Source organism: Kribbella sp. NPDC050820 (assembly GCF_040653975.1).
Taxonomy (GTDB): Bacteria; Actinomycetota; Actinomycetes; order Propionibacteriales; family Kribbellaceae; genus Kribbella.
In genome coordinates this window covers 197,150-222,514 of the sequence record NZ_JBFAHB010000001.1, presented here as the reverse complement: position 1 = coordinate 222,514, position 25,365 = coordinate 197,150, and the positions used below count along the sequence as shown (strand labels likewise).

Below are 25,365 nucleotides of genomic sequence, written 5' to 3'. Positions count from 1 at the left end.
GTGCGGCCTCAGACGTCACCCGTGGATGAGTGCTTGTCAGCCCAGGCTGATCAGTACGATGCCGCCTACTACTACTGCGGCGGCTAGGGCTCGGCGGGGGCCGAAGTGTTCGCCGAAGAAGAGGGCGCCGATGATGGCGCCGAAGATGATGCTGGTTTCGCGGAGGGCGGCGATGGCGGCGAGGGTGCCTCGGGTTTGGGCCCAGAGGACGAGGCCGTAGGCGACCATCGAGACCACGCCGCCGCCGAGGCCGGAGAGTACGGCGGAGCGGGGCTGCCGGAGCACCCTGGTGCCGCGCCAGGCGAGGACGACCAGCGGCATCAGGAAGCCCTGGAGCATGAAGACCCAGCCCATGTACGTCAGCACCGGCATCTTGTGGACCGCGAGGCCGTCGACGACCGTGTACGCCGCGATCGTCAGCCCGGTGCCGAAAGCCGCCAGCAGCGCCGGGACTTGCTGTCGACCAGGCCGGCCGATGAACACCAGTGCGATCAGGCCCGCCGAGATCAGCAGCACCCCGGCGAGCTCGACCACGGCCAGCGCCTGATGCAGCACGACGATCGACACCACGGCCACCACCCACGGCGACGTACCGCGGGCCAGTGGATACATCTGGCTGAACTGACCCAGCTGGTACGACGCAAGCAGGCCACCCAGATACGCGAGATGCAGCACCGCCGACGCGATGATGTAGCCCCAGGTATCCGCCGGTGGCAGGCCCATCACCAGGACGGCGACCAGCCCGATGGCCCCCGCCGCCAGCTCGAACAACGCCAGCCCGGCCACCCGATCCGGCGCGCCATGAGCCATCGCGTTCCAGGTGGCATGCAGCACCGCCGCCCCCAGCACCACCATCAAGACCACCACCGCTACACCCTCTCACCAGACATCTGAGCGGTCAGGCGGATTACGCCGACGGCAAGCGGGCCGAGGTGGTGGCGCAGGGTCTCGGCGAGTTGCAGGAGGCCAGGGTCGGGCCGAAGATGCCGGTCGGGTTCACCACGACAAGCTCGGTGTCACCGTCGTCGTTCTCCATCAGGTCCCACGCGGCCCGCTCGGCGATCGCCTTCGAGCGCGGGTACGGCGCCAGACCCGGCGTCTCGGGATCCGTCCAGTCGTCCTCGGTGAACTCGGCGCCCGGCTTCGGCGTGTACAGCGACCTTGAGAACCCACCGACCATCTCGAACGCCGAAATGTGGTTGGTGGCTTCTCAAGGTCGTGCTGGCAGTACCCGCAGGGTGCCCTCGCGCGCGGGCGGATCAGCTCGTCGGGATCGGCGGGCTGGGCGACCGGGATGGGCGAGGCGACATGGTGGACCTCCTCGCACCCCGCCACTGCGGCCGGCCAACCGTCGTCCGACATCAGGTCCGCGGGAACCACCTCGAGGCCGGCATCGTCCGCACCGCAATGGCGAACGGCCGCGCGCAACTGCCTGCTGGGCGCGATCTCGGCCTCGATGCGCTCCGCGTGCCGGAGCAGCAGGTCGCGCTGTTCGGCTGCTGCCTCGCGGCCGCGGGCGCGGTTGGCCAGGTACGTGCGCATGTCCTCGATGCCGACGCCGGCCGCGCGGAGACAGACCAGCGCCTCGAGTACGTCGAGGTCCTCGGTGCGATAGCGGCGGTGCCCGCTGTTCGGCGTCGCGGCCGATCGGGCCGGCCGCAACGCTCACACACCTCGAGCGCTTGAGGGCAACACGAAGGCCCGGGTGGTTGCACCCGGGCCTTGGTGTTTGCGTCAGAACATCAGGGCGCGGGCTGGGTCCTCGAGGATGCCGGCGACGTCGGCGAGGAAGGTGGAGCCCTTCTCGCCGTCGATCATGCGGTGGTCGAAGGACAGCGCGAGCGTGGTGATCCAGCGCGGGACGATCTCGTCGTCAACCACCCACGGCTGCTTGCGCACCGCGCCGAACGCGAGGATCGCAGCCTCGCCCGGGTTGATGATCGGCGTCCCGGCGTCGACCCCGAACACGCCCACGTTGGTGATCGTGAACGAGCCGCCCGCCTGGTCGGCCGGCGAGGTCTTGCCCTCGCGCGCGGTCGCGACCAGGTCGTTCAGCGCGCGGCACAGGTCGGGCAGGGTGAGCGAGTCGGCGCTCTTGATGTTCGGCACGATCAGGCCGCGCGGGGTGGCCGCGGCGATGCCGAGGTTCATCGAGCCCTTGTAGACGATCTCCTGCGCCTGCTCGTCCCAGGCCGCGTTGACGATCGGCGTACGGCGAGCCGCCAGGACGACCGCCTTCGCGACCACCAGCAACGGCGACACCTTGAGGTCGCGGAACGCCTTGTCGCCCTTCAGCCGCTCGACCAGCGCCATGGTCTCGCTGACGTCGACGGTGATCCACTCGGTCACATGAGGCGCCGTGAACGCGCTGGCTACCATCGCCTGCGCCATCACCTTCTGCACACCCTTGATCGGCACCCGCGTGTCACCCTGCGCGGACACCACCGGAGCAGCCTCCACCACCGGAGCAACCACGGGCTCCGCCGCCTGCGCGCCGGACGCGTATGCCTCGACATCAGCCCGCGTGATGATGCCCCCGGCTCCGGTGGCGGTCACAGCTGCGAGGTCGATGCCCAGATCCTTGGCGAGCTTCCGCACCGGAGGCTTGGCCAACACGTGCACGGCACCTGCAACCCCGTTGCCTTCAGCAACGGGCGAGGGGACGACGGGTGCCGAGGCGGCGCCTGCGGCGCTGGTGGCGAGGGCACCCGGCGCGGTGCCGGGCGCAGCGCCGACTGGCGCAGCGGGCGTGGGTGGCGCCGTGGCAGCAGCAGCCGGAGCTGAGCTGGCGGAGGGTGCGGGTGCGCCCTTGCGGGGGCGGCGTTTGGCTTCTGTGGTTCGGGGGCCGTAGCCGACCAGGACGGCGGTGCGGCCGCCGGGGGCTTCGCCGCCGATCTTGCCGGCCTCGGGCTCGTCCGGAATGGCGGGCACCATGTCGTCGGCCAGCTGGCCCTCGTCACCGGCGACGGACTCGGTCTGGACGGCGATGATCGGCGTACCGACCGGGATCGTCTCGCCCTCGGGGACCAGGAGCTCGGTGACGGTGCCGGCGAACGGCACCGGGAGCTCGACCAGCGACTTCGCCGTCTCGATCTCCACCACGGTGTCGTTCAGCTTGACCGTGTCGCCCGGCTTGACCTTCCAGCTGACGATCTCGGCCTCGACCAGGCCTTCGCCGACGTCGGGGAGGCGGAACTGCTGGATGCCCATCAGTACCCCATCACCCGGTCGACCCCGTCGAGCACCCGGTCCAGGTCGGGCAGGTACTCCTCCTCCATCCGCGACGGCGGGTACGGGGTGTCGAACCCGGCCACCCGCAGCACCGGCGCCTCGAGGTGGTAGAAGCACTCCTCGGTGATCCGGGCCGCGAGCTCCGCGCCCGGGCCGAGCGTGTACGGCGCCTCGTGCACCACGACCGCCCGCCGGGTCTTCTTGACCGACGCGAAGATCGCCGGCAGGTCCAGCGGCGAGATCGTGCGCAGGTCGATGACCTCCAGGCTCCGGCCGTCCTCGACGGCGGCCTCGGCCGCCTGCAGGCTGGTCTTCACCATCGGGCCCCAGCAGAACAGCGTCGCGTCGGTGCCCTCGCGGACCGTCTTCGCCTGGTGCAGCGGCAGCGCCGGCGGCACGGTCTCGTCCAGCTCGGCCTTCTCGTGGTACCGGCGCTTCGGCTCGAAGAAGACGACCGGGTCGTCGGAGGAGATCGCCTGCTGGATCATCCAGTACGCGTCCACCGGGTCGCCGCAGGAGACGACCTTGAGGCCGGCCACGTGCGCGAACAGCGACTCCGGCGACTCCGAGTGGTGCTCGACCGCGCCGATGCCGCCGCCGAACGGGATCCGGATGACGACCGGCATCTTGATCTTGCCGAGCGACCGGTAGTGCATCTTCGCGACCTGGTTGATGATCTGGTCGTACCCCGGGAAGACGAACCCGTCGAACTGGATCTCGCAGACCGGCCGGTACCCGCGCAGCGCCAGGCCGACCGCGGTGCCGATGATGCCGGACTCGGCCAGCGGGGTGTCGATCACCCGGTCCTCGCCGAAGTCCTTCTGCAGCCCTTCGGTGACCCGGAAGACACCACCGAGCTTGCCGATGTCCTCGCCCATCACGACGACCTTCGGGTCGGCCTCCATCGCCGCCCGCAGGCCCATGTTGATGCCCTTGCCGAGGCTGATCTTCGCCATCAGTGACCCTCCCCTTCGAACGAGGCGGCGTACGCGGCGTACTGCTGCTTCTGCTCGGCCAGCTGTGCGGTCTGCTCGACGTACACGTGGTCGAAGAAGTCGGTCAGGTCCGGATCCGGCATGGACAGGCAGCCGGCCCGGAGCTCGGCGGCGATCTTGTCCGCCTCGGTGTCGATCTCGTCGAACCACGCCACGTCGACCGCGGCCGAGCGGGTCAGGTACGCGCGGACCCGGGCGATCGGGTCCTTGAGCTTCCAGTGCTCGAGGTCCTCGTTCAGCCGGTACTTGGTCGGGTCGTCGGAGGTGGTGTGGGCGCCCATCCGGTACGTGTAGGCCTCGACCAGGGTCGGGCCGCTGCCCTCGCGGGCCCGCTTCAGCGCCTGCTGGGTGACGGCGTACGTCGCGAGTACGTCGTTGCCGTCGACGCGGACGCCCGGGAAGCCGAAGCCGGCCGCGCGCTGGTAGAGCGGGATCCGGGTCTGCCGGTCGATCGGCTCGGAGATGGCCCACTGGTTGTTCTGGCAGAAGAACACGACCGGGGCGTTGAACACCGAGGCCCAGATGAAGGCCTCGTTCACGTCGCCCTGGCTGCTGGCGCCGTCGCCGAAGTACGCGATCGTCGCCTCGCCGCTCTCGGCGTCGCCGATCGCGTGGTCGCGCTGCTGGCCCATCGCGTACCCGGTCGCGTGCAGCGTCTGGGCGCCGATCACGATCGTGTACAGGTGGAAGTTGTTGTCACGCGGGTCCCAGGCGCCCTGGTCGACGCCGCGGAACAGGCCGAGCAGCCGCAGCGGGTCGACGCCCTGGCACCAGGCGACGCCGTGCTCGCGGTAGGTCGGGAAGACCATGTCCTTGCTGTTGAGGGCGCGGCCGGAGCCGATCTGCGCGGCCTCCTGGCCGAGCAGTGACGCCCAGATTCCGAGCTCACCCTGCCGCTGCAGGGCGGTCGCCTCGGTGTCGATCCGGCGGACCAGGACCATGTCCCGGTAGAAGCCCTTGATCGCCTCGTCGTCCAGGTCGAACGCGTAGTCCGGGTGCTCGACGCGCTCACCTTCGGGCGTCAGCAGCTGGACGAACTCGACCTCCTCGGAGGCCTGGGGCGGACTGACCGGCGCCTCGTGCGGCGCGAACACTTCCGGGGCACTCCCCGGCACCGACTCACTCACATGCACTCCTCGGGTTCGAGCGCGGGATCGCCGCGACCGCAACGTTGCACGGGGGCCGGCCCTTCAGCCGGGTGAGGCTTCGCAGGCAGGACCGCGTGGATCCAGGGGTTGATGCACTGTCTCTACTACCAGTAGACCTCCTCACCGGCCTCACTGGCTGCACTACTTGCCGGACACCGTACCCAGCAGTTGCCTGATCCGCTAACTGTCTGGACGCTCGCGGGTACGGCGGTACCGAAACTGGTCCCCGGCTGAGACACCAGTCCATCAACTGGTCACATCTTCCCGCTTGTGACAGTCGATCGGCGAACGATGCGAGATGTGTCACAACTGGGTACCGATTACGGGAGCTTTTCGAGTCGGACGAGCTTGAAGTTGGTGCCTTCGCGGTCGCCGTCACCCGGCGTGTTCTCGCCGTCATGCACAGCGAACAGGCCATGCGGAAACAGCGGCCCGAGCGGCTCGGTCGTCACTGCCGCACCGTCACTGTGTTGTACGCCGTCCGTCCGCGGCCCGTCCGCCACCTGGAAGCCGGCGCGATAAACCAGCCGGCGCCCCTCCATCCGGTAGATCGCGAACGTCGAGTCACCCTGGCTGGACGCGTAGAGGGTCCGTACGCCGTGCCGGTAGGCGATCGTCAGCCCCTCGGCGTCCGCGCTCAGGTGCTTCCCGGCGTCAGCGCTGACCGGACCGGTCGGCTCGCACTCCTCGGTCTCCTCGTCGTACGCGGCCGGCTGACCGAACTCGCGCACCTTCTCGAGCAGCTCCGGCTTCCCGTTCAGCGGGATCCGCCAGACGCCGACGTCCTCCTGGGCGGCGTACAGGTCGTTCGTGGTGCGGTCGAACACCATGCCCTCGAGCTGCGGCCGGTCCCCCGGCTCCTCGCAGGGGCTCCAGATGCTGCCGTCGGACAGCTTGAAGCTGCTCGGCAGGTCGACCTTCGTGATCGGGAGGTAGGTGACCTTGCCCTTGCCGTCCGGGACCAGCCGGAAGAAGCCGACCCGGGTCTCGCTGCGCCGGGTCACCGCGACGACCGGCTGACCCTTGACCACGGTCGCGGCCAGGCCGTACGCGGTCCGCTGCTCCTGGACCTCCTCGGTGTCCTTGCTGAACACGAGTGGCGCGTCGGCGCTGGTCACGTCGGTGAGCCGGCCGGCCTTCACGGCGTACGTCCGGAGCTGGTCCCGGCCACGGTCGGTAACGACAGCCAGGTTGCCGACGAGGTCGACGTTGTTGAACCGGCCAGGCTCCTGCCCCGGCGCGGGCGCCGGCGGCGTGGCGAACCGCTGCACCTCCTTGCCGGTGAGGTCGAAGACGGTCAGCCCGCCGTTCTTCAGCGTGCCGAGTACGACGCTGCGCTCGGGGTGCTTGCTGTCGATCCAGATGGCCGGGTCGTCCGCGTTGGCGTTGCCGCCCGCGTCGTCGTCCCAGTTCGGCGCGGTCTCGGCCGCCGCGGCCACCTTCGGAAGCTCACTCGCGTACGCCGGCTGGACACCCAGCGTCACGACCAGCGCACCAATCACCACACCGGCGACCCGCATCCCACTCTCCTCACTGTCGGCACGCACTGTTGGCACGCACTGTTGGCACGCACTGTCGGCACCACGGGGCACCTTGCCGGGCCCCGATGGCGTGGCGGGAAACAGCGGATTGCTGGCCGGAAACCGCCTTGCGCCGGCCATGACCCGTAATTATCGTTTAGGCATTACACCCCTGACAGTGAGGACGAGGATGGCCTCCGCTTCCGCCGCCGTACTGCCCGAGACCGGTGGGCGCCAGGCGTCAACGGCGATGATCTGGTCTGCCCTGGCGGTCGTGTACGTCGTCTGGGGTTCGACGTACCTCGGGATCCGGGTGGTCGTCGAGGCAGAGATCCCGCCGATGCTCGGGATGGCCGCCCGGTTCCTGGTGGCCGGCCTCCTGCTGGCGGCGTTCCTGGGCCTGAAGTCGGGCTGGCGACGGCTGCGGGTGAGCAAGCAGGAGGCGCTCGGCGCGGCCGTGGTCGGTCTGCTGCTGCTTGCCTTCGGCAACGGCGCGGTCGCGATCGCGGAGCAGACTGTGCCCTCCGGGCTGGCCGCACTGCTGGTCGCCGCGATCCCGCTGTGGCTGATGCTGCTGCGTGTCGGCGGTGGGGATCGACCGCGGGCGCTGACGTGGGTCGGCGTACTGATCGGCTTCGCTGGTGTCGCACTGCTCGCGTTGTCAGGTGGCAACACGAGTGCGAAGCCGCTATCGGTGGCGATCCTGGTCGTCGGCACGATCTGCTGGGCGACGGGCTCACGGTTCTCGCCGCAGCTCGGTCTGCCGCGCGATCCGCTGGTGGCGGCGCTCTACGAGATGCTCTTCGGCGGTGCGGCGATGGTGTTGCTCGGCGTACTGCGGGGCGAGCCGGGCCGGCTGCACATGGACCGGATCGACGGCTCGGGGTGGATCGCGCTGGGGTATCTGGTCGCATTCGGGTCGCTGCTGGCGTACACGGCGTACAGCTATCTACTGGCGAACGCGCCGATCTCGCTGATCGGGACCTACGCGTACGTGAACCCGGCTGTCGCCGTACTGCTCGGGTGGCTGATCCTCGACGAGCACGTGACCTGGCAGATCCTGTTCGGGGGCGGCGTGATCATCATCGGGGTGGCCCTGGTGGTGACGGCCGAGCGGCGGCCGCGTACGACGTCCTGACCGTCGGGGCTGCCGTCATCGGCTCCTGACAAGGAAGAACCCGGGCCCCTGAGGACCCGGGTCTCCCACCGCTGCCGATGCGCGCGGCAGCGGGACCTTGTTGCCGGCCGACGCCATGCCCCGAAAAAACACGGCGCGAAACTCCGGCAATGGTTCCAACGATATTCCGATTCATCATGGTATTGCCAATTCGGCGACCACCGAGCCCACCGACAACAATCTTCCGAATCACCGGGTTTCATCCGTCACCCGCGCACACTCAACGACGGACACCGGCATCGGTTACGGGCGGTCGCCGGCAAAAGTGAGGATGCCTCCAACCGCACCTGGTTACCGGCAAGTTGCCTGGTCAGGGCGGGTTCGTTGCCTCGTCAGCGAAGTCATCACGCGACGGCTATGAGGGCCCCCCGTGGATCAAATAGTTGACGAAAAAGTTTGTAACCGGCCCCGTCAGGTGTCGTTACCACTAAGACGAATCCGTCAAACCCGAAAGGAAACCTGGCATAATGCAGGTAACTCGCAAGATCGCCGCTGCCGCGGCCGTGGCGACCGTCGCCACGCTGGGCCTGGCCACCGTTGTGAGCGCGAACGTTCTCGACGACGCCACCCAGAAGGCTCAGGGCACCGGCCTGGCCGACGCCGCGTCCGTGGCCAGCAAGGGCTACGGCAAGGGCGGCCCGAGCTGGCACTGGGTCAAGAAGGACGGCTCGCTCGTCGCCGTCGACGACAACAACGTCGGTCCGTTCCAGGCCTGCCACAACTTCGGTTCCGGCACCGGCATCGGCGGCAACGTGCCGGTGAGCGACGTCGTCGGTATCGTCGGCTGGGGCAACGACGGCAACAGCGTGACCGCCGTCAAGACCTGTGAGCAGGACAGCGAGCAGAACAACAAGAAGTGGTACAAGGCCGACTCGGACGGTCTGGTCTCAGTGAGCAACAACAACGTTGGCCCGTTCCAGGCCTGCCACAACGAGTTCTCGGCCACTGGCATCGGCGGCAACGTGCCGATCACCAACCTGAGCGGCATCCTGGGCCTGGACAACGACGGCAACTCCATCGACTCGCTGAAGACCTGCGAGCAGGAGTCCGAGCAGAACAACTGACCCCTCCCTGGTCAGTGATGCAGGACCCGAACGAGTCACCTCGGTGGGGTGACTGATTCGGCAGCACCACCCGCGGCGCCGGGAGCAAGCCTCACTCCTCCCGGCGCCGCCCCCCGCCCGGCCCCGTCCCAGCGCGGGCCGGGCGCAGATCTTTCATCCGAGGAATCTCCCCCACGCGTGCTGAGGATCCTTCCCACGCGTGCTATGCAGCCGCTCCTTCGTCGCGGCTACCGCGAAGATGCGACCGCAGCAGCCACGTTCCGCCGGGTGCCGGCGTCTGTGGTGCGAGCAACCGGTCGGTCACGCAGGAACCGTGGGCATGCCACAGGTTATTTCGTGTGCAAGCCCACCAGAGAGTGCCTCCGGTCCCGGGGTGCCGCCGGAACCACCGCCATCTGAAGCGCGATAGCGCGCACCAAAGGGTGGATGGGAGCGGGCGCGTGGGGACAACTACAGGTTTCTCAGGTCGACGCAGGTGCCGTTGGGGAGGTGTCGGTTCAGCAGGGACCAGATGCCGGTGGCGGCGTCTGTCGGGGTGGTTAGGGCTCCGGTCTCCTTGAGGTGGTGGAAGCGGGCTACTGCGGGGAAGGCCTGCTCGGGGGTCGAGCGGATCTCGGACTGCATGGCGGTGTCGACTACGCCGGGGGCTACTGCGATGACGCGGCAGCCGCCGGTGTCGGGCTGTTCGGCGCCTACCGTGCGGACCCAGTGCTCGACGGCCGCCTTGCCGGCGTTGTACGACGACCAGCCTGCATAGGCCGTCGTCGCCGCGCCGGACGACAGCAGGACGAGATGGCGCTCGCACGTCAGCCCGGCGGTTGCCTGGAGGAACGCCTGTCCCAGGACCTGCGGCGCAGCGGAGTTCAGCAGGACCGCGCGGGTGTAGTCGGATCCGTCGACAGCGGCCGCCGGCCCGATCGGCGAGATCGTTCCGGCGTTGTGGATGAACACCACGCGGTCGCCGTTGTACCCGGCCAACTCGTCAACGAAGTGCTCCGCGACACGAGCCCAGTTGGCCGGGTCCGACAGGTCGGCCTTGAAGTGTTCCGCGGGACCACCGCCACTGCGGGACACGTCGATCACGCGCGCGTCGTCGTACGGGACCGTTGCGGCCAGGGCCGCGCCGATCCCGGCTGACGCTCCCGAGATCCAGATCAGCGAGGTCACTGGCGCCAGGCGCGGGCGACGGACAGGAACAGGTCGTTCGCCTCGCGTTCGCCGATGGTGACCCGTGCGCCGTCACCCGGGAACGGCCGGACCGAGACACCCTCGGCCTGGACCGCCTCCGCGAACGCGACGGTGTCGTCGCCGAGAGGCATCCAGACGAAGTTCGCGTGCGTCTCGGGGCCGTCCCAGCCGGCGGCACGGAGCTCGTCGACGACCCGGGTGCGCTCGGTCACCAGCGCGTCGACCCGCTCGAGCAGCTCCTCCTCCGCGGCCAGCGACGCGATCGCCGCGACCTGCGCGACGTGGCTGACCCCGAACGGCAGGGCGCACTTGCGGATCGCCGACACCACCGGCGGGTGCGCGACGGCGTACCCGACCCGGAAGCCGGCCAGGCCGTACGCCTTGGAGAAGGTCCGGAGTACGACGACGTTCGGCCGGTCGCGGTACAGGTCGATGCCGTCGATCACGTCGGGCTCGCGGACGAACTCGCGGTACGCCTCGTCGATCACGACCAGGACGTTCGACGGTACAGCGTCCAGGAACGCGAGCAGCTCGTCACGCCGTACGACCGGTCCGGTCGGGTTGTTCGGCGTACAGACGAGGACGACCTTGGTCCGCTCGGTGAGCGCGGCCTCCATCGCCTTGAAGTCGTGCCGCGCGTCGTCGGTCAGCGGCACCTGGACCGACGTCGCGCCGGTCAGCTGGACCGCGATCGGGTACGCCTCGAACGAGCGCCAGGCGTAGACGACCTCGTCACCCTCCGAGCACGAGGCCTGCAGCAGGTGGTAGAGCAGCGCGACGGACCCGGTCGCCACGGCAAGGTCACTCGCCGGTACGCCGAACCGCGCCGAGAGCGCCTCGAGCAGGTCGACCGCGCCCATGTCGGGGTAGCGGTTCATCTGGCCCGCGGCCTCGGTGGCGGCGGCGAGGACGCCGGGCAGCGGCGGGTACGGGTTCTCGTTGCTCGACAGCTTGTAGGTCGGCCGGTCGTCGGTCCGGGCCGGCGGACGGCCGGGCTTGTAAGCCGCGACGTCGTCCAGGCACGCCCGGAACCGCACCACATCCTCTGCGCTCATGTCCGCAGGCTAGCTCCAACCCCACTCCCGAACCACCCTCCCGGACGTGGTCTGGCCCACCCCACGACCGGACGTTTGACTCCCGGCGATCCGGACTGCACACTGACGGATTGTCGGACAATCAGGGGATCTGTCAAAAGATCTCAGGTGCCGCGGCCGTCCGGACGCGGGTTGGAGGGAGTGCTCATGGGTCAGTCGCTGGGGTGGGGTCGCCGGTATCTGATGGTCCGCCCGGACCACTTCCGGATCGACTACGTGATCAATCCCTACATGTCCACGCACGACCAGCCGGACCCCGAGCTGACGCTGAAGCAGTGGGACTCGCTGCGGCAGGCGATCGTCGACGCCGGCGGCGCGGTCGAGGTGCTCGCGCAGCGGCCGGACTCGCCGGACATGGTGTACGCGATGAACCTCGGCCTGGCGACCGCGGACGGGCGGGCGATGCTCTCGCACATGCGGTTCGAGCCGCGGCGGAAGGAGTCGCTGACCGCGGCTGACTGGTTCGTCGGGCACGGGTTCACCCTGGACCAGACCGGATCGGGTGGCGTCGGGGCGCACTTCGAGTCCGGGGACGCGTTCGTGTACGGCGACAGCCTGGTCGTCGGGTACGGGCCGCGGACCGAGCTCGGTGCGCTCAAGCGGCTGGCGGCCGAGTGGGGCATCCGGGTCCGCGGGCTGCGGATCACCCACGAGGGGATGTACCACCTCGACCTGCCGTTCTGCCCGGTCGACAGCACCCACGCGATGATCTACCCGCCGGCGTTCGACACGGAGAGCCAGGCGGAACTGTTCCGGATCGTGCCGGACCCGATCGTGCTCACCGATGACGAGGCGTTCGCGTTCAGCGGCAACTCGATCGTCGTGAACGAGACGATCATCATGCCGGCCTGCTCACCGCGCCTGCACGACATCCTGACCGGCCTGGGGCTGCGGGTGGTCGTCCTCGACCTCACCGAGTTCCACAAAGGCGGCGGCTCCGCCCGCTGCCTGACCAACCCCCTTGACTTCGACCTGACCCCAGCCACCGCCCCCGGCGGGGAGCTCATCCTCCCCGCCTGACCGCCTACTTCGTGTAGATGAGCTCGAGTTTCTCGGGCTCGTAGCCGTGGCCGGTCAGCCACTCGAGGGCCTTCTTCTGGCCTTCGGAGTCGGTGATCTTGATGTAGAAGGCCAGGTACTCGGGGTCGCCGGGGTGGGCCTGCGAGATGCCCTGGTTGATGGTGAAGCCGGGGCCGATGTACGGGAGCTCCTGGAGGATCGGGTACTTGGCAGCGAGGCGGCGGTTGAGCTCGTCGAAGCGGCGGCCGGACTCGGCCTCGGCCTCCAGCTGCTCGCCCGGGTGCTGCTTCTCCCAGGCGCGGCCCTCCGCGCTGTTGGAGAACAGGTACATCTTGTACTGCGAGTCCTCGCTGATCTCGACCGTCTGGGTGTAGGACTGGAAGCCACGCCGCTCGCCGGTGAGCGTGTGCTTGCCTTCCTTCAGCTTGATCTCGCCGTTGGCCGGGACCTGCTTGCCGTCCACGGTGAGGGTCAGGTCGTTCGGGATCGACTTCACGGTGAGCGTGTGCTCGGGGTTGCCGCGGAACAGCAGGATCCCACCGAGCACGATCAGCGCGATCACGACCACCGTGCCACTCAGCACGAACAGCCGCCGGTTCTCATCCATCAGTCCGAAGCTCCAGATTGCTTGAGCCGGGCCACCGTGTAGTGGCCGCGGCTGTCGGAGAAGTACACGTGCGAGGCCTCCGGCACGTGACCGTACAACGACGCCGACGCCGCGTTGTACGTGCGCCCGTCGCCGCCCTCGTAGTTCCCGGTGTACAGGTAGGTGTGACCGTCGATGATGAAGATGTCGCCGGGCTTCAGCTGGCCCTCGTTGGTGAAGTTGTCGAACAGGTCGTACTTCCCGGAGTTGCGCAGGTAGGCCAGCTGGGCGGTCGTCCCGCGCGGGGCGTAGTCCGGGTCCGCACCACTCATCCGCATCACCGTCGCCACGAACACGCCGCAGTCGGTCAGCACGTCCTCACCGGACGAGCCGTTGTGGTCGCGCACCGCCTGCTCGTAGGTCGGGTTGATCGGCTTGGGGTTGTGACCGTGGTTCGGGGTGTCCCAGGCGAGTTGGAGGGCGGTCTGCACGATGTCGCCGTTGCCCGCGCAGCCGCCGCCGTCGTCGGACGGCGCGGTCCCGCCGAACGTCTCCAGCACCTCGCGGGCCGCGGTCTTGCGCTGGGTGTACCGCTCGTGGTTGAGGTTGTCGGAGCCCAGGAAGCGTTCGTAGTACCGGCCGAAGGCGACCGCGGCGTCCTCGACCGACCGCGCCTGCTTGAGCATGTCGCCGGCGTGCTCTTCCGGGATCGCGGTCTCGCCGGCCAGCTGCTTCTTGAGGAACTCGAGCTGGTACTCCAGCGAGGCGATCACGGCGTCGTCGATGCCGGCCTGGCGGGACGGGTTGATCATCTTGCCGGCCGGCGTCCACTGGACGATGCCCCAGCCGCCGGAGAAGGTGACCACGTCCGACGGGTTGGTCACCGTGCCCGGTGCGGTGCCCTCCTTCCGGCCGGGCTCCACGCCGGACTCGTGGATCATGTTGCCGACGATCCCGGCGGCCTGCTCCTTGGTGTAGCCGTTCGAGGCGAAGTAGTTGAACGCCTTCTGCTGGTTGTTCGACCCGACCAGGCCGCTGCAGCCGCACCCGCCGCTGTCGGCTCCGGTCTCGTCGCCGAACAGGTTGTCTTCCTCGGGCTTGGTGTTGACCAGGTCGCCGTTATTTTCCTTGTCGATCCACAGCTCGAAGTGCAGGTGGGCGCCGGTCAGGCCCGGAGTACTTTCGTCCTCGGAGCCGACGGTGCCGATCGGGTCGCCCCGCTTGACCGTCTGCCCGTTCCGGACCGAGATGTCCTTCAGGTACTTGTACCGGGTCTCGACGCCCCGGTCGTGCTTGATCCGGATCTGGCGGTCGGCCGTGGAGACGATCTCGCCGTCCTCGCCGGCGTAGACCTTCTTGCCCTCCTCGATCTCGAAGTCGATCCCGGAGTGGCTGTTGCCCTCGGAGTCGGGATCCGACCAGCCCTGGTCGATCTCGTGCCGGTCGGTCGGCCACGCGAAGGTGGCGCCCTCGGTATCGGACGGCACGCACTGGGCCGCCGCGGTGTCCATGCTGGCCAGGCCGCCGACGATCAGCGCGACCACGATGATCAGCGGCAGGACCAGCACCAGCATGACGCCGCCGAGGATCGGCAGTGCTTTGCTGTCACCCACGGTCGGCTCCTCGCTGGCTCAGTGGCCCTCCGCGGCGGATCGCGGAGAGGGGCGGCCACTGGGGAAGATGCTGCCCGAAAACAAGGTCACCATGTCGGGAGTTATCCACAGGTTGGGCGGCGGGTCGGGCGCGGACGCCGGGTCGCGCGCGACAACGGACCTTGACTGGACGAGAATCTCCCCATGTACGAACGGCTGCGGGTGGATCGCTCGACCACGGTGGACCGGGTGGTCGACGCGCTGCGCGCTGCCCTCTTCGCCGGCGACCTGGAGCCTGGTACGCCGTTGCGCGAGCAACCGCTCGCCGAGGCGCTGGGTGTTGCCCGGAGCACCGTTCGCGAGGCGATGACGATGCTGGTCACCGAGGGTCTCGCGATCCGGGAGCCGAACAAGGGCGTCAGCGTCGCGATCCTGCACCCGGAGGCGGTGGCCGACATCTGCCGGGCCCGGTTCGTACTGGAGTCGGCCGGGATCCGGGCCTGGTTCGACGCCGACGAGGCAGCGCGGGAGCGGGTCCGGGAGGCGATGCGGACGTTCGCCGCGACCGCCAAGGACGGCGCCGACCCGGAGGCGATGACCGAGACGCACCTGGCCATCCACCGCAGCCTGGTCGCGCTGACCGGCAGCGAGCGGCTGATCGCGACCGCCGACGCGATCACTGGCGAGGCGCGGCTCGCGCTGGCCCGCGTGGACGCGCTCCGCCAGGACGCCCGGCAGCAGGTCGCCTCACACCGCAAGCTCGTCCGCCTGCTCGAACGCGGCGAGCTAGACGAGTGCGTCGAGGAACTCAGCCGCCACCTAGCCGGCGCCCAAGAGTCCCTCCTCGAAGCGATCGCAACCCCTCCCACCTAACAGCTCGCCCCCCAATCCGAGGGGTTGCCCCCTCAAATTCCCAGCGGGCAACCCCCCATCTCAGTCGGCAACCCCCAGCCCAGAGCGACAACCCCACACCTCAGCGGGCATCCCTCGAACTCGGGGGTTGCCCACTCAAAACCCCAGCGGGCAACCCCCACATCAGTGGGCAACCGCTAGCGGGGGAGCAGGCCGGTGGCGGTGATGTCGTAGGTCGTTGAGCCGATGCGGAGGCCTGTCAGGCGGGCGTCTGGGTCTAGGGCGCTGACCTGCGGGTTCGCCGTGACGGTGCCGTCCAGGGCGATGTCGAGGCCGAAGATGCCCTCCAAGATCAGGCTGACCCAGGAGCCGGAGGACGAGCAGGACCAGTCGATCAGGTAAGGGAACTGCGGCGGCGACTTGCGCGCCCCACCCGCCATCGCCGGCACCGCCTCCTCCACGAAGTGCGCCTGACCACACGGCCCCTGGTTGGCCGTACGAGCCAGCCCCGGCAGCCAGTCCAGCAAGACGTCACCACGACCCAGTGCGAACAACGCTCGCCCCGCATCCGCCGGCCAGGCCGGATACGCGCCGTTCCACTGGTGATCCGGCCGCACGCTGAAGGCAGCATCCGCGTCGTACGGCGACAGCGCACGCATCCACGTGGGCGTCTGCAACTCCCGCCGGAAGAACGCGACCATCTCGCTGCGCTGCTCCGGCGAGAGGTCGGCCGCCATCGTCGTACCCACGATGTTGAAGTCGTAGCAGTGCCGAACCGGGACCAGTGCGCCATCCGGCTGGCGTGCGTGCCAGAACCCGGCGCCCTCGATGTACAGCTCGTTGACGTGGCCTGCCTGCTCGTCCGCCTCCTTGCGCAGCAGCTCGGCACGGTCGTCGTCGCCAGAGCGTGCGGCGACCTCAGCGGCGACGCGCAGGCACCAGATGTTGGCGGCGTTGAAGCTGGCCACCTCGTGCACGTAGCTGCTGACGCACTCCAGCAGATTGTCGATGCCGCCGTAGTCCGCCAGCGCGTGCTCGCCACGCATACCGCGCCAGGCGGTCGCCCAGTCGTGCAGGTGCTCCGCCACCGGCTTGTCGCCCACAGCGGCGTCCAGGAAGCCGGAGTCCCCGGTGAAGCGCACGTAGTCGCGGACCAGCCGGGTCATGGCGAAGTCGTTGACCGAGTACCAGTAGCCGACCGGACCGCCGGTCAGCCACTCGGTACCGAAGTGCTTGTGGATGTCGAGGTCGATCCAGTGCTCGATGTGCCGCCGCATCGGCTCCGGGTCCAGCAGAGCATGCGTCAGCGAGGACAGGCTGTAGTCCCAGATGAAGGTCGTGGTCTGCCAGTACCGCGGCATCAGCGTGTCGTACGTCCGCCCGAGCACACTGGCCGGGTTGTCGCGCCGGAACCACACCACACCGAGCACACCCCACCAGTACAGCTTCCGCAGCGCCTCGTTCGACGTCTCCAGGATCGGCAGCGACCCACTGAACCCGTCACCGGCCGGGTCGAACGCATCCGCCAGCGCCTTGTCCCACGCAGTCTCCGCCGCAGCGAAGACAGCCGTCACATCGTCCACACAGGCGTCGTAATGAGATGTCGCCTCAGCGAGATCGCCCGCCAGCACGTGCACATACCCAAGACGCGCGCGCCCCGACTCGTCGAGCTCAACAGTTGCCTCAAGCATCGACCGGCCCACGGAGGCCGGTACGTCGACACCCTGCAAGCTCACCGCGGACCCGGACTCCCCCGTGCCGACAACCCGATTGTCGACAATCCGCAGGGGGTTCGGTTCCGACGGCGGCTCGGGCTTCAACCAACCGCTCCCCGAGCGGGTCGCCGTGCTGTCCAAAGCAAACCCGAGGCGGACCGAGCGACCGGCCGCACCGGACACCTCGAGCTGCACGACGACCGCGGGGCGACCAGGAGCGCAGGCAGTTGTCGTGCGCAGCGTCAACCCGTCGACCACTGTCGAGCGCACCACGCAGTCAGGACGCCACACCACCTCGACCACGCCGCCGTACGAGCGGGCCAGCCGCCCGTCCACGTACAGCTGACCGGTGATGCAGTCCCCATGCGAGTACGGCGGGAAGTTCACGCTGCGGATCGCGAACACGTCCAGGTCCACCTGCGCGGTGCCCAGGAAGTTCGTCAACCCGGGCGGGTTGAACATGTCGTCGTACGTGTGGGTCAAGACGTCGCTGGCGAGGTCGGCGCTGGACGGGATGGTCGTGGTCATGGGGCCTCCCGGCCTGGACTGAGGAGCGGAGGGAGCGAAGCGACTGGAGTGACGAGGGAAGGCCGGGAGTCAGGGCCCCATGACACGCCGTGCCGGAGGCGCGGCCGAAGGCACAGGGTCGGCCCAATCGGTGTTCGGCAGCAGGGGGTACCAGTCCGGTCTGGCCGGGTCCCGGTCGTAGGGGTAGGGGCCGAGCTCGTGGAACAGCTCCGCGTACTCGGCGAGTTTGTCGCGGTCCAGCTCGACGCCGAGCCCGGGGCCGTCCGTTACGGCGATCGCGCCGCCGTCGTACGGAATCTTGCCGCCGGCAATGATGTCGTCGCGCAGGTGGTGGTAGTGCGCGTCCGCCGCGAAGGACAGGTTCGGTACGACGGCCCCCAGGTGCAGCATCGTGGCCAGCTGGATGCCGAGCTCGCCGGAGGAGTGCACGGCGACGCCGAGCTGGAACGTCTCGCAGACGCCGGCCGCCTTGATGCACGGCCGGATGCCGCCCCAGAACGTGGTGTCGAGCAGGATCACGTCGACGGCGGGGTCGCGGACGTTCGCGGCGAGCTGCTCGAAGTTCACCACGACGGTGTTCGTGGCCAGCGGGATCGAGGTCTTCGAACGGACCCGGCGCATCCCGTTCAGGCCCCAGGTCGGGTCCTCGAGGTAGTCGTTGTCGAGGTCCTCGATACCGCGGGCGAACCGGATCGCCTCCTCGACCCCGAAGGCGCCGTTCGGGTCGAACCGGACCCGGTGCCCGGGGAACGCCTCGGCCAGCGCCCGGAAGCACTCGCGCTCGTAGTCCGGCGGGAAGACGCCGCCCTTCAGCTTGTGCACGCTGAACCCGTGCTCGTCGACGAGCTCGCGCGCATGCTTGACCAGCTGCTCCGCCGTGCGGATCTCGCCGGTCCCGTCGTCGGCCGCGTGCCGGAAGAACAGGTAGCTCGCGAACGGCACCTTCGAGCGGACCTTGCCACCGAGCAGCTCGTGCACCGGCACGCCGAGGTGCTTGCCCTGCAGGTCGAGACACGCGAACTCGACCGCGGCCAGCAGCTGCGTCCGGTTGTTGTAGAGACTCGCGGTCGGGTTGGCGAGCATCCAGCGCAAAGCTTCGGTACGCGCGGGGTCGTGGCCGACCAGATAGGGCTTGAGACCGACGACAGCCGCCTCGGCGCTCTGCCCGCCACCGCCCATCTCGCCCAGCCCGATCAGCCCGTTGTCGGCCTCGATCTCGACCACGGTCCGCACGAAGCGCCCCCAGTGCGCGCCGTTGCTGTGCCGCAACGGCGCCTCCAGCGGCATCGTCACGGTAGTGGCCCGGATGTCGACAATCCTCACTTCGAGTCCTCCGGCAGTACGACGGCCAGCCCCGCGGTCAGCCCGCCGTCCACCTTCACGTCCGCCCCGGTCACGAAAGCCGCCGCCGGAGACGCCAGGAAATGGATGACCTCGGCAACTTCTCCAGGCGTCGCCACCCGGCCGAGCGGGTGCGAGCGGCCCCACTCGGCAACCACCTCGTCCGTCGACCGCCCACCACCGAACTGGGCGGCCGACGTCCGCAGCATCGGCGTGTCCACGGATCCCGGACAGACCGCGTTCACCCGGATCCCCTCCGGAGCGTGGTCGACAGCCATCGCCCGGACCAGGGACAGCAGCGCACCCTTGCCCATCGAGTACGCCGCCACGCTCTTCTGAGCCGCGTACGCCTGCACGGACGCGACCACTACGATGCTGCCACCACGCGGGAGCTTCGGCACGAACGCCTGGCACGCGAAGAACACGCCCCCGACGTTGATCGCCATCACCTCGTCGTAGACGGCATGCGGAGTGTCCACCACCGTGCCGTACCGCTGCACCCCAGCCGCGCAAACCAGCACGTCCACGCTGTCCAACTGCTCCGCAGCTCCTGCCAAGGCAGCCCGGTCACCGGCGTCGACGGCGATCCCCCGCACCCCCAACTCGTCCTGGAGGGACGCGAGGGCATCCGCATCCCGGTCCAGCACCACGACGTCGTCGCCCGCGGCATGGAAACGTTCGACCGCACCACGGCCGATCCCCGCGGCTCCCCCGGTGACTACAACCGTGCGACGGCCCCCCACCCCGCCGCCGGAGGCGGCGCTGTCGTCGACACCGAAGGTGTCCTCAGGTGCCTGTGGCATATGCGTCCTTTCAGAACTGACCCAGGGCCAGGCCCCGGGAGAAGAAGCGTTGTGCGGCAAGGAACAGGATGACGGTGGGCAGTGACACCAGCAGGCCGCCCGCGAGCACGGTCGGCAGCGCGGCGCCGCCGTACGTGCTCTGCAGGCCGGTCAGGGCGGGCATGATCGGGCGGACCGACTCGGACTGGCTCAAGGTCAGGCCGAGCAGCAGGTCGTTCCAGACGAAGGTGGCCTGCAGGATGAAGATCGCCGCCAGCGCCGACCCGGCCATCGGCAGGTAGATGCTGCGGAAGATCCGGAACAGCCCGCCGCCGTCGACCACCGCGGCCTCGAACACGCTGCGCGCGATCCCGGTGAAGAAGTTGCGCATCACGAACGCCGAGAACGGCACGCTGATCGCGGTGTAGACGACCACCATCCCGAGCCGGGTGTCGTAGAGGCCGGAGTCGGCGTACCCGGAGAAGAGCGGCATCAGGATCATCTGCAGCGGGAAGATCGTCCCGCCGAAGATGAACACAAACCACAGGAACCCGTGGCGCAACCGCAGTACGACGATCGCGTAGCCGGCCGCGGCGCCGATCAGCACCGCGAGCACCGGCGACACCACGCTGTACAGCGTCGTCGCCACCAGGGTGTCGCCCAGCGCGGCCTTACTCCACGCGTCCGCGAAGTTCGCGAACAGGGCGAACCCGTCCGGCTTCCACACAGACGCAGGGTCGTACCCGTCGACGGCCTTGGACGCGTTGACGATCAGCAGGTAGACGGGCGCGAGCCACAGCAGCCCGAGGACGACGAGGACTCCGGTCCTAACCTTGCTCACGCGAGTCCCCCAGTTGGTAGCGCAGGTACAGGATCGACGCGGCGAAGGTGACCAGGCTCAGGAACAACGCGATCGCGGAGCCCTGCCCGTAGTCGTTCAGTACGAACGTCTCCTTGTACATGGAGAGTGCGAGCGTCTCGGACGACGTACCAGGACCGCCTTGGGTCATCACCCACACCACATCGAACGTCTTGAGACTGCCGACGATCGACAACCCGATCACGACCGTCGTGATCGGCCGAAGCTGCGGCCAGAGGTGGTGCAGGAACAGCCGGAACCCCTCGGCGCCGTCCAGCCGGGCAGCCTCGAGCGGCTCGGCCGGGATGGACTGCAGACCGACGACGAACAGCAGCGCGTTCACACCGGCCGCCTGCCAGGTCACCGCGACGATCATCATCAGCGTGTTGCCCGGGCCGGCCTGCAGCCAGCCAGTGTGCTCACCGGGCAGCCCGAAGAACCCGAGTGCCTGGCCGAGCGCGCCGTCCGGCTGCAGCACGAAGCCCCAGATGACGCCGACGGCCACACCGGAGATCGCGTACGGCAGCAGGAACGGCAACCGCAGCCACGTGCCCCACTTGTGCCCATACGTCAGTACGGCGACCAGCAGCCCGAGCATCACGGGGAGCGTCACCATGCCGGCGACCCACAGCAGCGTGTTGACCAGCGCCCCCACCAGGTCGGGATCGCTGAACATCGCCTTGTAGTTGGCCAGCCCGGACCAGACCGGCGACGCCAGGCCGTCGTAGTCGGTGAAGCTGATGTACGTCGTCCACAGGAACGGCAGGTACAGCAGCAGTGCGACCACACCAGCAGCCGGCAGCCCGAACAGGGGCGCGACCCGCGCACCCGTCCGGGCTGACTGCTGGGCGGTGGCCCGCTGCTTGGTGGCAGCGGGCCGCTCGATCGTGGAGGTCACTTCTGCTTGGCCCAGTACGCGTCCGCCTCGGCCTGGATCTTCTGAAGGCCCGGCAACGGGTCGCCCGGCTTGGTGACGAACGCCCCGAACACCTCCAGCGCCTTGTTCGCGACCGGCACCGGCGTCGCCTCGAACCAGCGGTTGATCAGCCGGTACCCGTCACCACCGACGTCCTTGTTGAGCGCGGCCAGGCTCGGGTCCTTGACCTCGGCCTTCGGGTTGAAGGACAGGTCGCCGCGGGAGTTCGCCCAGGCGGTCTGCGCCTCCGGAGTGACCCACCACTCGGTCCACTTCTTGACCGTCGAGGTGTGCTCGCTCTGAGCCGCCGAGCACACCGGGCCGGTCTCGAAGATCATCGACGTCTTCGGCAGCGCCGGGTTCACGTTCGGGATGACGAAGAAGTCGTAGTCGGTGCCGGCCTTCATCTTCAGCGAGTTCAGGTTGCCGCTGAACCAGGTGCCGAAGTTGATCATCGCCACGTCGCCGTTCTTCAGCTGAGCCTGCGGCTCGGTCTTCGAGCCCGGGTCGCTGAAGTAGCCGGCGTCGATCATCTTCTTCCAGTCGTTCATCACCTCGACCACACCCGGGTCGGTCCACTTCGCCTTGCCGGCCGCGAGGGCGTCGTACAGGTCCGGGTCCTTGCCGGCCAGCAGCGTCTCGAACCAGACGAAGCTGAACAGGATGTTGGTCTGGTAGAACGGCTTCACGCCGGCTGCCTTGACCTTGTCGGCGACCGCCACCAGGTCGGCCCAGGTCTTCGGGGTCGCGGTGATCCCGGCCTTCTTGAAGACGGCCTTGTTGTAGTACATCACCCAGTAGCCGGCGTTCAGCGGGACGCAGTACTGCTTGCCGTCAAACGTGAAGTACTGCTTGAGCTGCTCCGGCACGTTGCCGTCGGCAACCGCCTTGGTCCACTGGTCGGTGGTCTCGGCGACCAGCTTCTGGTCGACGAGGTCCTCGAGCTCCTTGCCGGTGTGCCAGGTGAACAGGTCCGCCTTCTCCTTGGTCCGGAACGACGACCGGATGAACGCGGTGTAGGTGTTGGAGTCGGAGTACCCGACCGGCTCCATCCCGACCCCGATGTCCTTCTTGCTGGCCGCGCCGACCTGGACGAAGGCGTCCTTCCAGCCGCCCTTGTCGTTGTAGAACTTCAGCGAGTCGACCGGCTTGTCCTCGCCCTTGGCGGCCTCGGTGCCGCCGCCACCGCCCCCGCAGGCGGACAGCACGAGCGCGCCGGCCACCGCCAGAGCGGTCAGTGCTTTGCGGTTGGTGATGCGTGACATGGTGCGTCCTTCCAGCTCAGGGTTGCTGAAGTCGGTCGTTGATGACGGCAAGGACTCCGTCGAGGTGTTCGCGGGTGAGGCGTTCGGCCAGCTCGGGATCACCGGCCAGTACGGCGGCGTGGATGGCCCGGTGCTCGTCCAGGTCGGTCTGCCGGTCGCCGTGGATGTGCAGGATCTCCAGCTGCTCGCGGACGTTGACCACGGTCACGGACTCGACCACCTCGGCCAGCGTCGCGTTCCCGGACGCCTGCGCGAGGGAGCGGTGGAAGTCCATGTTGACCTCGGCCAGCTGCGCGTGGTCGCCGGAGGCGATCAGCTCCGCCGCGGCGGTGAGGTCGCGGTCCATCCGCTGCAACGCGGCCTCGGTCCGGACGCGCGCGGCCAGGGCGGCCACCGGCGGTTCGATCAGGGCACGGGCCTGCAGCAGCTCGATCAGGCGGTCCGACGAGGGGGTCGGTGCCAGTGGGTTCGGCAGGACCAGGCGGCCGATGTGCGGGCCGACGTACACACCGGACCCGTGCCGCAGCTCGACCGCACCGGTGGCTTCCAGCCGTCGCAGCGCTTCCCGAACCGTCGGTACGGCGACCTTGAACCGGTCGGCCAGCGACCGGACCGACTCGAACTGGTCACCCGACGCCAGCTTGCGGTCCGCGATCAGCGCCAGCATGGACGCGGCCAGGTCGTCGAGCAGACTCCGCCGTACGACGCCACCCGACGTGCTCATTGCGCTGCCGCCAGGGTGACGGCGACGAAGCGTGGCCGGTAGATGCTCACGTCGGCGTACAGGTCGGTGTTGGCGTCCAGGCTGTTGACGTTGTAGCTGATCAGCAGCTCGTTGCCGCGGCGCCGGTCCGGGTGGTCGTGGGAGTTGTAGGTGATGATGTTGGCGTTCTGGTAGCTGCCGTCGGCACCGGTCTCCGGGGTCTGATAGAGCTCGACCGGCTTGACGAACGGACCGGTCGGCGAGCAGGAGAAGTACCCGAGGACTCGCTTGCTGAACAACTCGGTGGTGTCGTGCGTGACCAGCACGTAGCCGTCACGCCACCTGGTCACGCTGTGCTCGTTGGCGACGCCCTCCAGCACGCGCACCGAGGCGGTCTCGTCCGCCGACCAGCCGCTGCCGGTCCAGTACTCCCACGGCTTCCCGATGAGGTCGTCGCCGCGCACCCGCGCCACGTGCTGGTACTTCGACGCACCCAGGTCCTCGACACCGTAGATGTAGGTGTAGCCGCCGTCCCGTTGCAGCCACGCCGACCACTGCACGTTGGCGGCGGACGGGATCGGGATCAGCTTGCGGAGCTTCAGCGACTTGCTGTCGAACCGGGCGACGTAGTTGCTGGCCCAGCGCCAGTCCCACTGTCCCGGACCGGTCTTCTCGAACCGGAGGGCGACGACGTCGAGGTTGCGGCCCGCGTCGCTGGTCTGCGCTGCGCCGAACCAGTACCAGCCGTTGGCCGGCGGTGGTACGAGCGCTTTCGGGTTGACCGTCGTACCCCCGGTGACGGTCTTCAGCGAGCTGCCCCGCTGAACCACGAACGAGTTGTTGATGAACGGCGTCGTGGTCGGACGACTGCCGTCGGGGTTCACCGGGCCGAGGAACGTGTCGGAGAAGATCCACACGGTCCGGCCGCCGGAGAGCTTGACCGAGTTGGTGGTGTCGCCGCCGGTCCAGCCCTTGCCGGTGTAGCTGTAGGCGTTGAGCTGACCCTCCGGGTCGGCATGCGGCTGCGCCTGCGCCGTCCAGTTGGTCCGTACGGCGTCGCACTCGGCGGCCCCGTCCGGAGTGGCAGCCTCGGCCGCCGGCACGCCAACTGCCGTCGCTGCCAGCGACAGTGCGGCTACTGCAGACACCCAACGACGTGGTGACATCTTGGCTCCCAGCCCCGGTTTCCCGGCAGTCATTCACCGCACGAACGAAAGTGATCTGATCACTTGGTCATTAGCCTGTCAAGACCTCGCCCTCTGATGCACCTTGAGAACCCACCAACCACTTCCGGCGCCCGGAAATGATCGGTGGGTTCTCAAGGTCGAGGGAGTCGGGGTCGGATCAGGGTGTGGCAGGGTCGCGGGGCACCTGGCGGGTGGGAGGATCGACGGCATGAAGAACTTGATCATCAAGTTGCTCGCCAACGCGGTCGCGCTCGCGATCGCGGCCTGGCTCATCAGCGGGATCACCATCCAGGGCGCCACCACCGGCCGGCGGATCCTCACGCTGCTGATCGTGGCGGCCATCTTCGGCCTGGTGAACGCGATCGTGAAGCCGATCGTGAAGCTGCTGTCGCTGCCGTTCATCATTCTGACGCTCGGCCTGCTGATCTTCGTGATCAACGCCGCGATGCTGCTGCTCACCTCGTGGATCACCGGGAAGCTGGACGTCCAGTTCCACGTCGACGGCTTCTGGGCGGCGCTGCTGGGCTCGCTGGTGATCACGGTCGTCGGCATGCTGCTGAACGCCGTACTCCCGGACAAGGCGGAGATCCGCTGACCGTGCG

At 68.6% G+C, this 25,365-nt stretch carries 23 protein-coding genes and 1 pseudogene; 5 read left to right on the top strand and 19 right to left on the bottom strand.

Annotated features, from left to right (window positions below; translation table 11 throughout):
* Window positions 1–36: 36 nt before the first annotated feature.
* From AB0H36_RS01135 to AB0H36_RS01105, 7 genes and pseudogenes are all read right to left on the bottom strand, one after another.
* Window positions 37–867 (bottom strand): DMT family transporter, encoded by an 831-nt coding sequence (locus AB0H36_RS01135; RefSeq protein WP_360514377.1) that lies wholly within the window; start codon window positions 865–867, stop codon window positions 37–39.
* Window positions 868–907: 40 nt separating this feature from the next.
* On the bottom strand, window positions 908–1,180 hold the full coding sequence (locus tag AB0H36_RS01130) for a hypothetical protein (protein WP_360515132.1): 273 nt from the start codon (window positions 1,178–1,180) through the stop codon (window positions 908–910).
* A gap of 401 nt (window positions 1,181–1,581) precedes the next feature.
* A pseudogene (locus AB0H36_RS01125) lies at window positions 1,582–1,662 on the bottom strand (hypothetical protein); the annotation flags it as partial.
* A 72-nt stretch (window positions 1,663–1,734) separates the two neighbouring features.
* Window positions 1,735–3,210 carry a dihydrolipoamide acetyltransferase family protein gene (locus AB0H36_RS01120; protein WP_360514374.1) on the bottom strand — a complete coding sequence of 492 codons (1,476 nt, stop codon included), beginning with the start codon at window positions 3,208–3,210 and terminating at the stop codon, window positions 1,735–1,737.
* On the bottom strand, window positions 3,210–4,187 hold the full coding sequence (locus AB0H36_RS01115) for an alpha-ketoacid dehydrogenase subunit beta (protein ID WP_360514371.1): 978 nt from the start codon (window positions 4,185–4,187) through the stop codon (window positions 3,210–3,212). Before AB0H36_RS01115 ends, AB0H36_RS01120 begins: the two co-directional genes overlap by 1 nt.
* Window positions 4,187–5,254, bottom strand: coding sequence for a pyruvate dehydrogenase (acetyl-transferring) E1 component subunit alpha (gene pdhA, locus AB0H36_RS01110; protein ID WP_360515108.1), 1,068 nt, complete (start codon window positions 5,252–5,254; stop codon window positions 4,187–4,189). The genes AB0H36_RS01115 and pdhA overlap by 1 nt, the downstream gene beginning before the upstream one ends.
* Before the next feature lie 440 nt (window positions 5,255–5,694).
* The gene (locus AB0H36_RS01105; protein ID WP_360514368.1) at window positions 5,695–6,894 is read right to left on the bottom strand and encodes a phytase; all 1,200 of its coding nucleotides are present in this window, start codon (window positions 6,892–6,894) and stop codon (window positions 5,695–5,697) included.
* Between the two features lie 190 nt (window positions 6,895–7,084).
* On the opposite strand from AB0H36_RS01105, the gene AB0H36_RS01100 reads away from it, so the two are divergent.
* Window positions 7,085–8,032, top strand: a complete 948-nt coding sequence (locus AB0H36_RS01100; RefSeq protein WP_360514365.1) for an EamA family transporter — start codon at window positions 7,085–7,087, stop codon at window positions 8,030–8,032.
* A 506-nt stretch (window positions 8,033–8,538) separates the two neighbouring features.
* Window positions 8,539–9,135, top strand: a complete 597-nt coding sequence (locus AB0H36_RS01095; protein WP_360514362.1) for a hypothetical protein — start codon at window positions 8,539–8,541, stop codon at window positions 9,133–9,135.
* A 450-nt stretch (window positions 9,136–9,585) separates the two neighbouring features.
* On the opposite strand, the gene AB0H36_RS01090 is transcribed toward AB0H36_RS01095, so the two are convergent.
* Window positions 9,586–10,302, bottom strand: coding sequence for an SDR family NAD(P)-dependent oxidoreductase (locus AB0H36_RS01090; protein ID WP_360514359.1), 717 nt, complete (start codon window positions 10,300–10,302; stop codon window positions 9,586–9,588).
* Window positions 10,299–11,378: a histidinol-phosphate transaminase gene (gene hisC, locus AB0H36_RS01085; RefSeq protein ID WP_360514356.1), complete on the bottom strand. Its 1,080-nt coding sequence runs from the start codon at window positions 11,376–11,378 to the stop codon at window positions 10,299–10,301. The genes AB0H36_RS01090 and hisC overlap by 4 nt, the downstream gene beginning before the upstream one ends.
* Before the next feature lie 186 nt (window positions 11,379–11,564).
* Between hisC and AB0H36_RS01080 the strand changes: the two genes are divergently transcribed.
* The gene (locus tag AB0H36_RS01080) at window positions 11,565–12,437 is read left to right on the top strand and encodes an arginine deiminase family protein (protein ID WP_360514353.1); all 873 of its coding nucleotides are present in this window, start codon (window positions 11,565–11,567) and stop codon (window positions 12,435–12,437) included.
* A 4-nt stretch (window positions 12,438–12,441) separates the two neighbouring features.
* Here AB0H36_RS01080 and AB0H36_RS01075 read toward each other — a convergent pair whose 3' ends face one another.
* Window positions 12,442–13,044: a PEGA domain-containing protein gene (locus AB0H36_RS01075; RefSeq protein WP_360514350.1), complete on the bottom strand. Its 603-nt coding sequence runs from the start codon at window positions 13,042–13,044 to the stop codon at window positions 12,442–12,444.
* The gene (locus tag AB0H36_RS01070) at window positions 13,044–14,636 is read right to left on the bottom strand and encodes a phage tail tip lysozyme (RefSeq protein ID WP_360514347.1); all 1,593 of its coding nucleotides are present in this window, start codon (window positions 14,634–14,636) and stop codon (window positions 13,044–13,046) included. Before AB0H36_RS01070 ends, AB0H36_RS01075 begins: the two co-directional genes overlap by 1 nt.
* A gap of 183 nt (window positions 14,637–14,819) precedes the next feature.
* Between AB0H36_RS01070 and AB0H36_RS01065 the strand changes: the two genes are divergently transcribed.
* The gene (locus tag AB0H36_RS01065) at window positions 14,820–15,488 is read left to right on the top strand and encodes a GntR family transcriptional regulator (RefSeq protein ID WP_360514344.1); all 669 of its coding nucleotides are present in this window, start codon (window positions 14,820–14,822) and stop codon (window positions 15,486–15,488) included.
* Window positions 15,489–15,664: 176 nt separating this feature from the next.
* Here AB0H36_RS01065 and AB0H36_RS01060 read toward each other — a convergent pair whose 3' ends face one another.
* From AB0H36_RS01060 to AB0H36_RS01025, 8 genes are all read right to left on the bottom strand, one after another.
* Window positions 15,665–17,710: a hypothetical protein gene (locus tag AB0H36_RS01060; RefSeq protein WP_360514341.1), complete on the bottom strand. Its 2,046-nt coding sequence runs from the start codon at window positions 17,708–17,710 to the stop codon at window positions 15,665–15,667.
* A 69-nt stretch (window positions 17,711–17,779) separates the two neighbouring features.
* On the bottom strand, window positions 17,780–19,033 hold the full coding sequence (locus tag AB0H36_RS01055; RefSeq protein WP_360514338.1) for an enolase C-terminal domain-like protein: 1,254 nt from the start codon (window positions 19,031–19,033) through the stop codon (window positions 17,780–17,782).
* Window positions 19,030–19,854 carry an SDR family oxidoreductase gene (locus AB0H36_RS01050; RefSeq protein WP_360514335.1) on the bottom strand — a complete coding sequence of 275 codons (825 nt, stop codon included), beginning with the start codon at window positions 19,852–19,854 and terminating at the stop codon, window positions 19,030–19,032. Before AB0H36_RS01050 ends, AB0H36_RS01055 begins: the two co-directional genes overlap by 4 nt.
* A gap of 10 nt (window positions 19,855–19,864) precedes the next feature.
* Complete coding sequence (locus tag AB0H36_RS01045; protein WP_360514332.1) at window positions 19,865–20,674, bottom strand: carbohydrate ABC transporter permease; 810 nt, start codon at window positions 20,672–20,674, stop codon at window positions 19,865–19,867.
* Window positions 20,661–21,590 (bottom strand): sugar ABC transporter permease, encoded by a 930-nt coding sequence (locus tag AB0H36_RS01040; protein WP_360514329.1) that lies wholly within the window; start codon window positions 21,588–21,590, stop codon window positions 20,661–20,663. The genes AB0H36_RS01045 and AB0H36_RS01040 overlap by 14 nt, the downstream gene beginning before the upstream one ends.
* On the bottom strand, window positions 21,587–22,873 hold the full coding sequence (locus AB0H36_RS01035) for an extracellular solute-binding protein (RefSeq protein ID WP_360514326.1): 1,287 nt from the start codon (window positions 22,871–22,873) through the stop codon (window positions 21,587–21,589). Before AB0H36_RS01035 ends, AB0H36_RS01040 begins: the two co-directional genes overlap by 4 nt.
* Before the next feature lie 16 nt (window positions 22,874–22,889).
* Window positions 22,890–23,597, bottom strand: a complete 708-nt coding sequence (locus tag AB0H36_RS01030; RefSeq protein ID WP_360514323.1) for an FCD domain-containing protein — start codon at window positions 23,595–23,597, stop codon at window positions 22,890–22,892.
* Complete coding sequence (locus AB0H36_RS01025) at window positions 23,594–24,742, bottom strand: DUF4185 domain-containing protein (protein ID WP_360514320.1); 1,149 nt, start codon at window positions 24,740–24,742, stop codon at window positions 23,594–23,596. Before AB0H36_RS01025 ends, AB0H36_RS01030 begins: the two co-directional genes overlap by 4 nt.
* A 229-nt stretch (window positions 24,743–24,971) precedes the next feature.
* Here AB0H36_RS01025 and AB0H36_RS01020 point away from each other — a divergent pair, with 229 nt between their 5' ends.
* The gene (locus AB0H36_RS01020) at window positions 24,972–25,358 is read left to right on the top strand and encodes a phage holin family protein (protein WP_360514317.1); all 387 of its coding nucleotides are present in this window, start codon (window positions 24,972–24,974) and stop codon (window positions 25,356–25,358) included.
* Window positions 25,359–25,365: the final 7 nt, after the last annotated feature.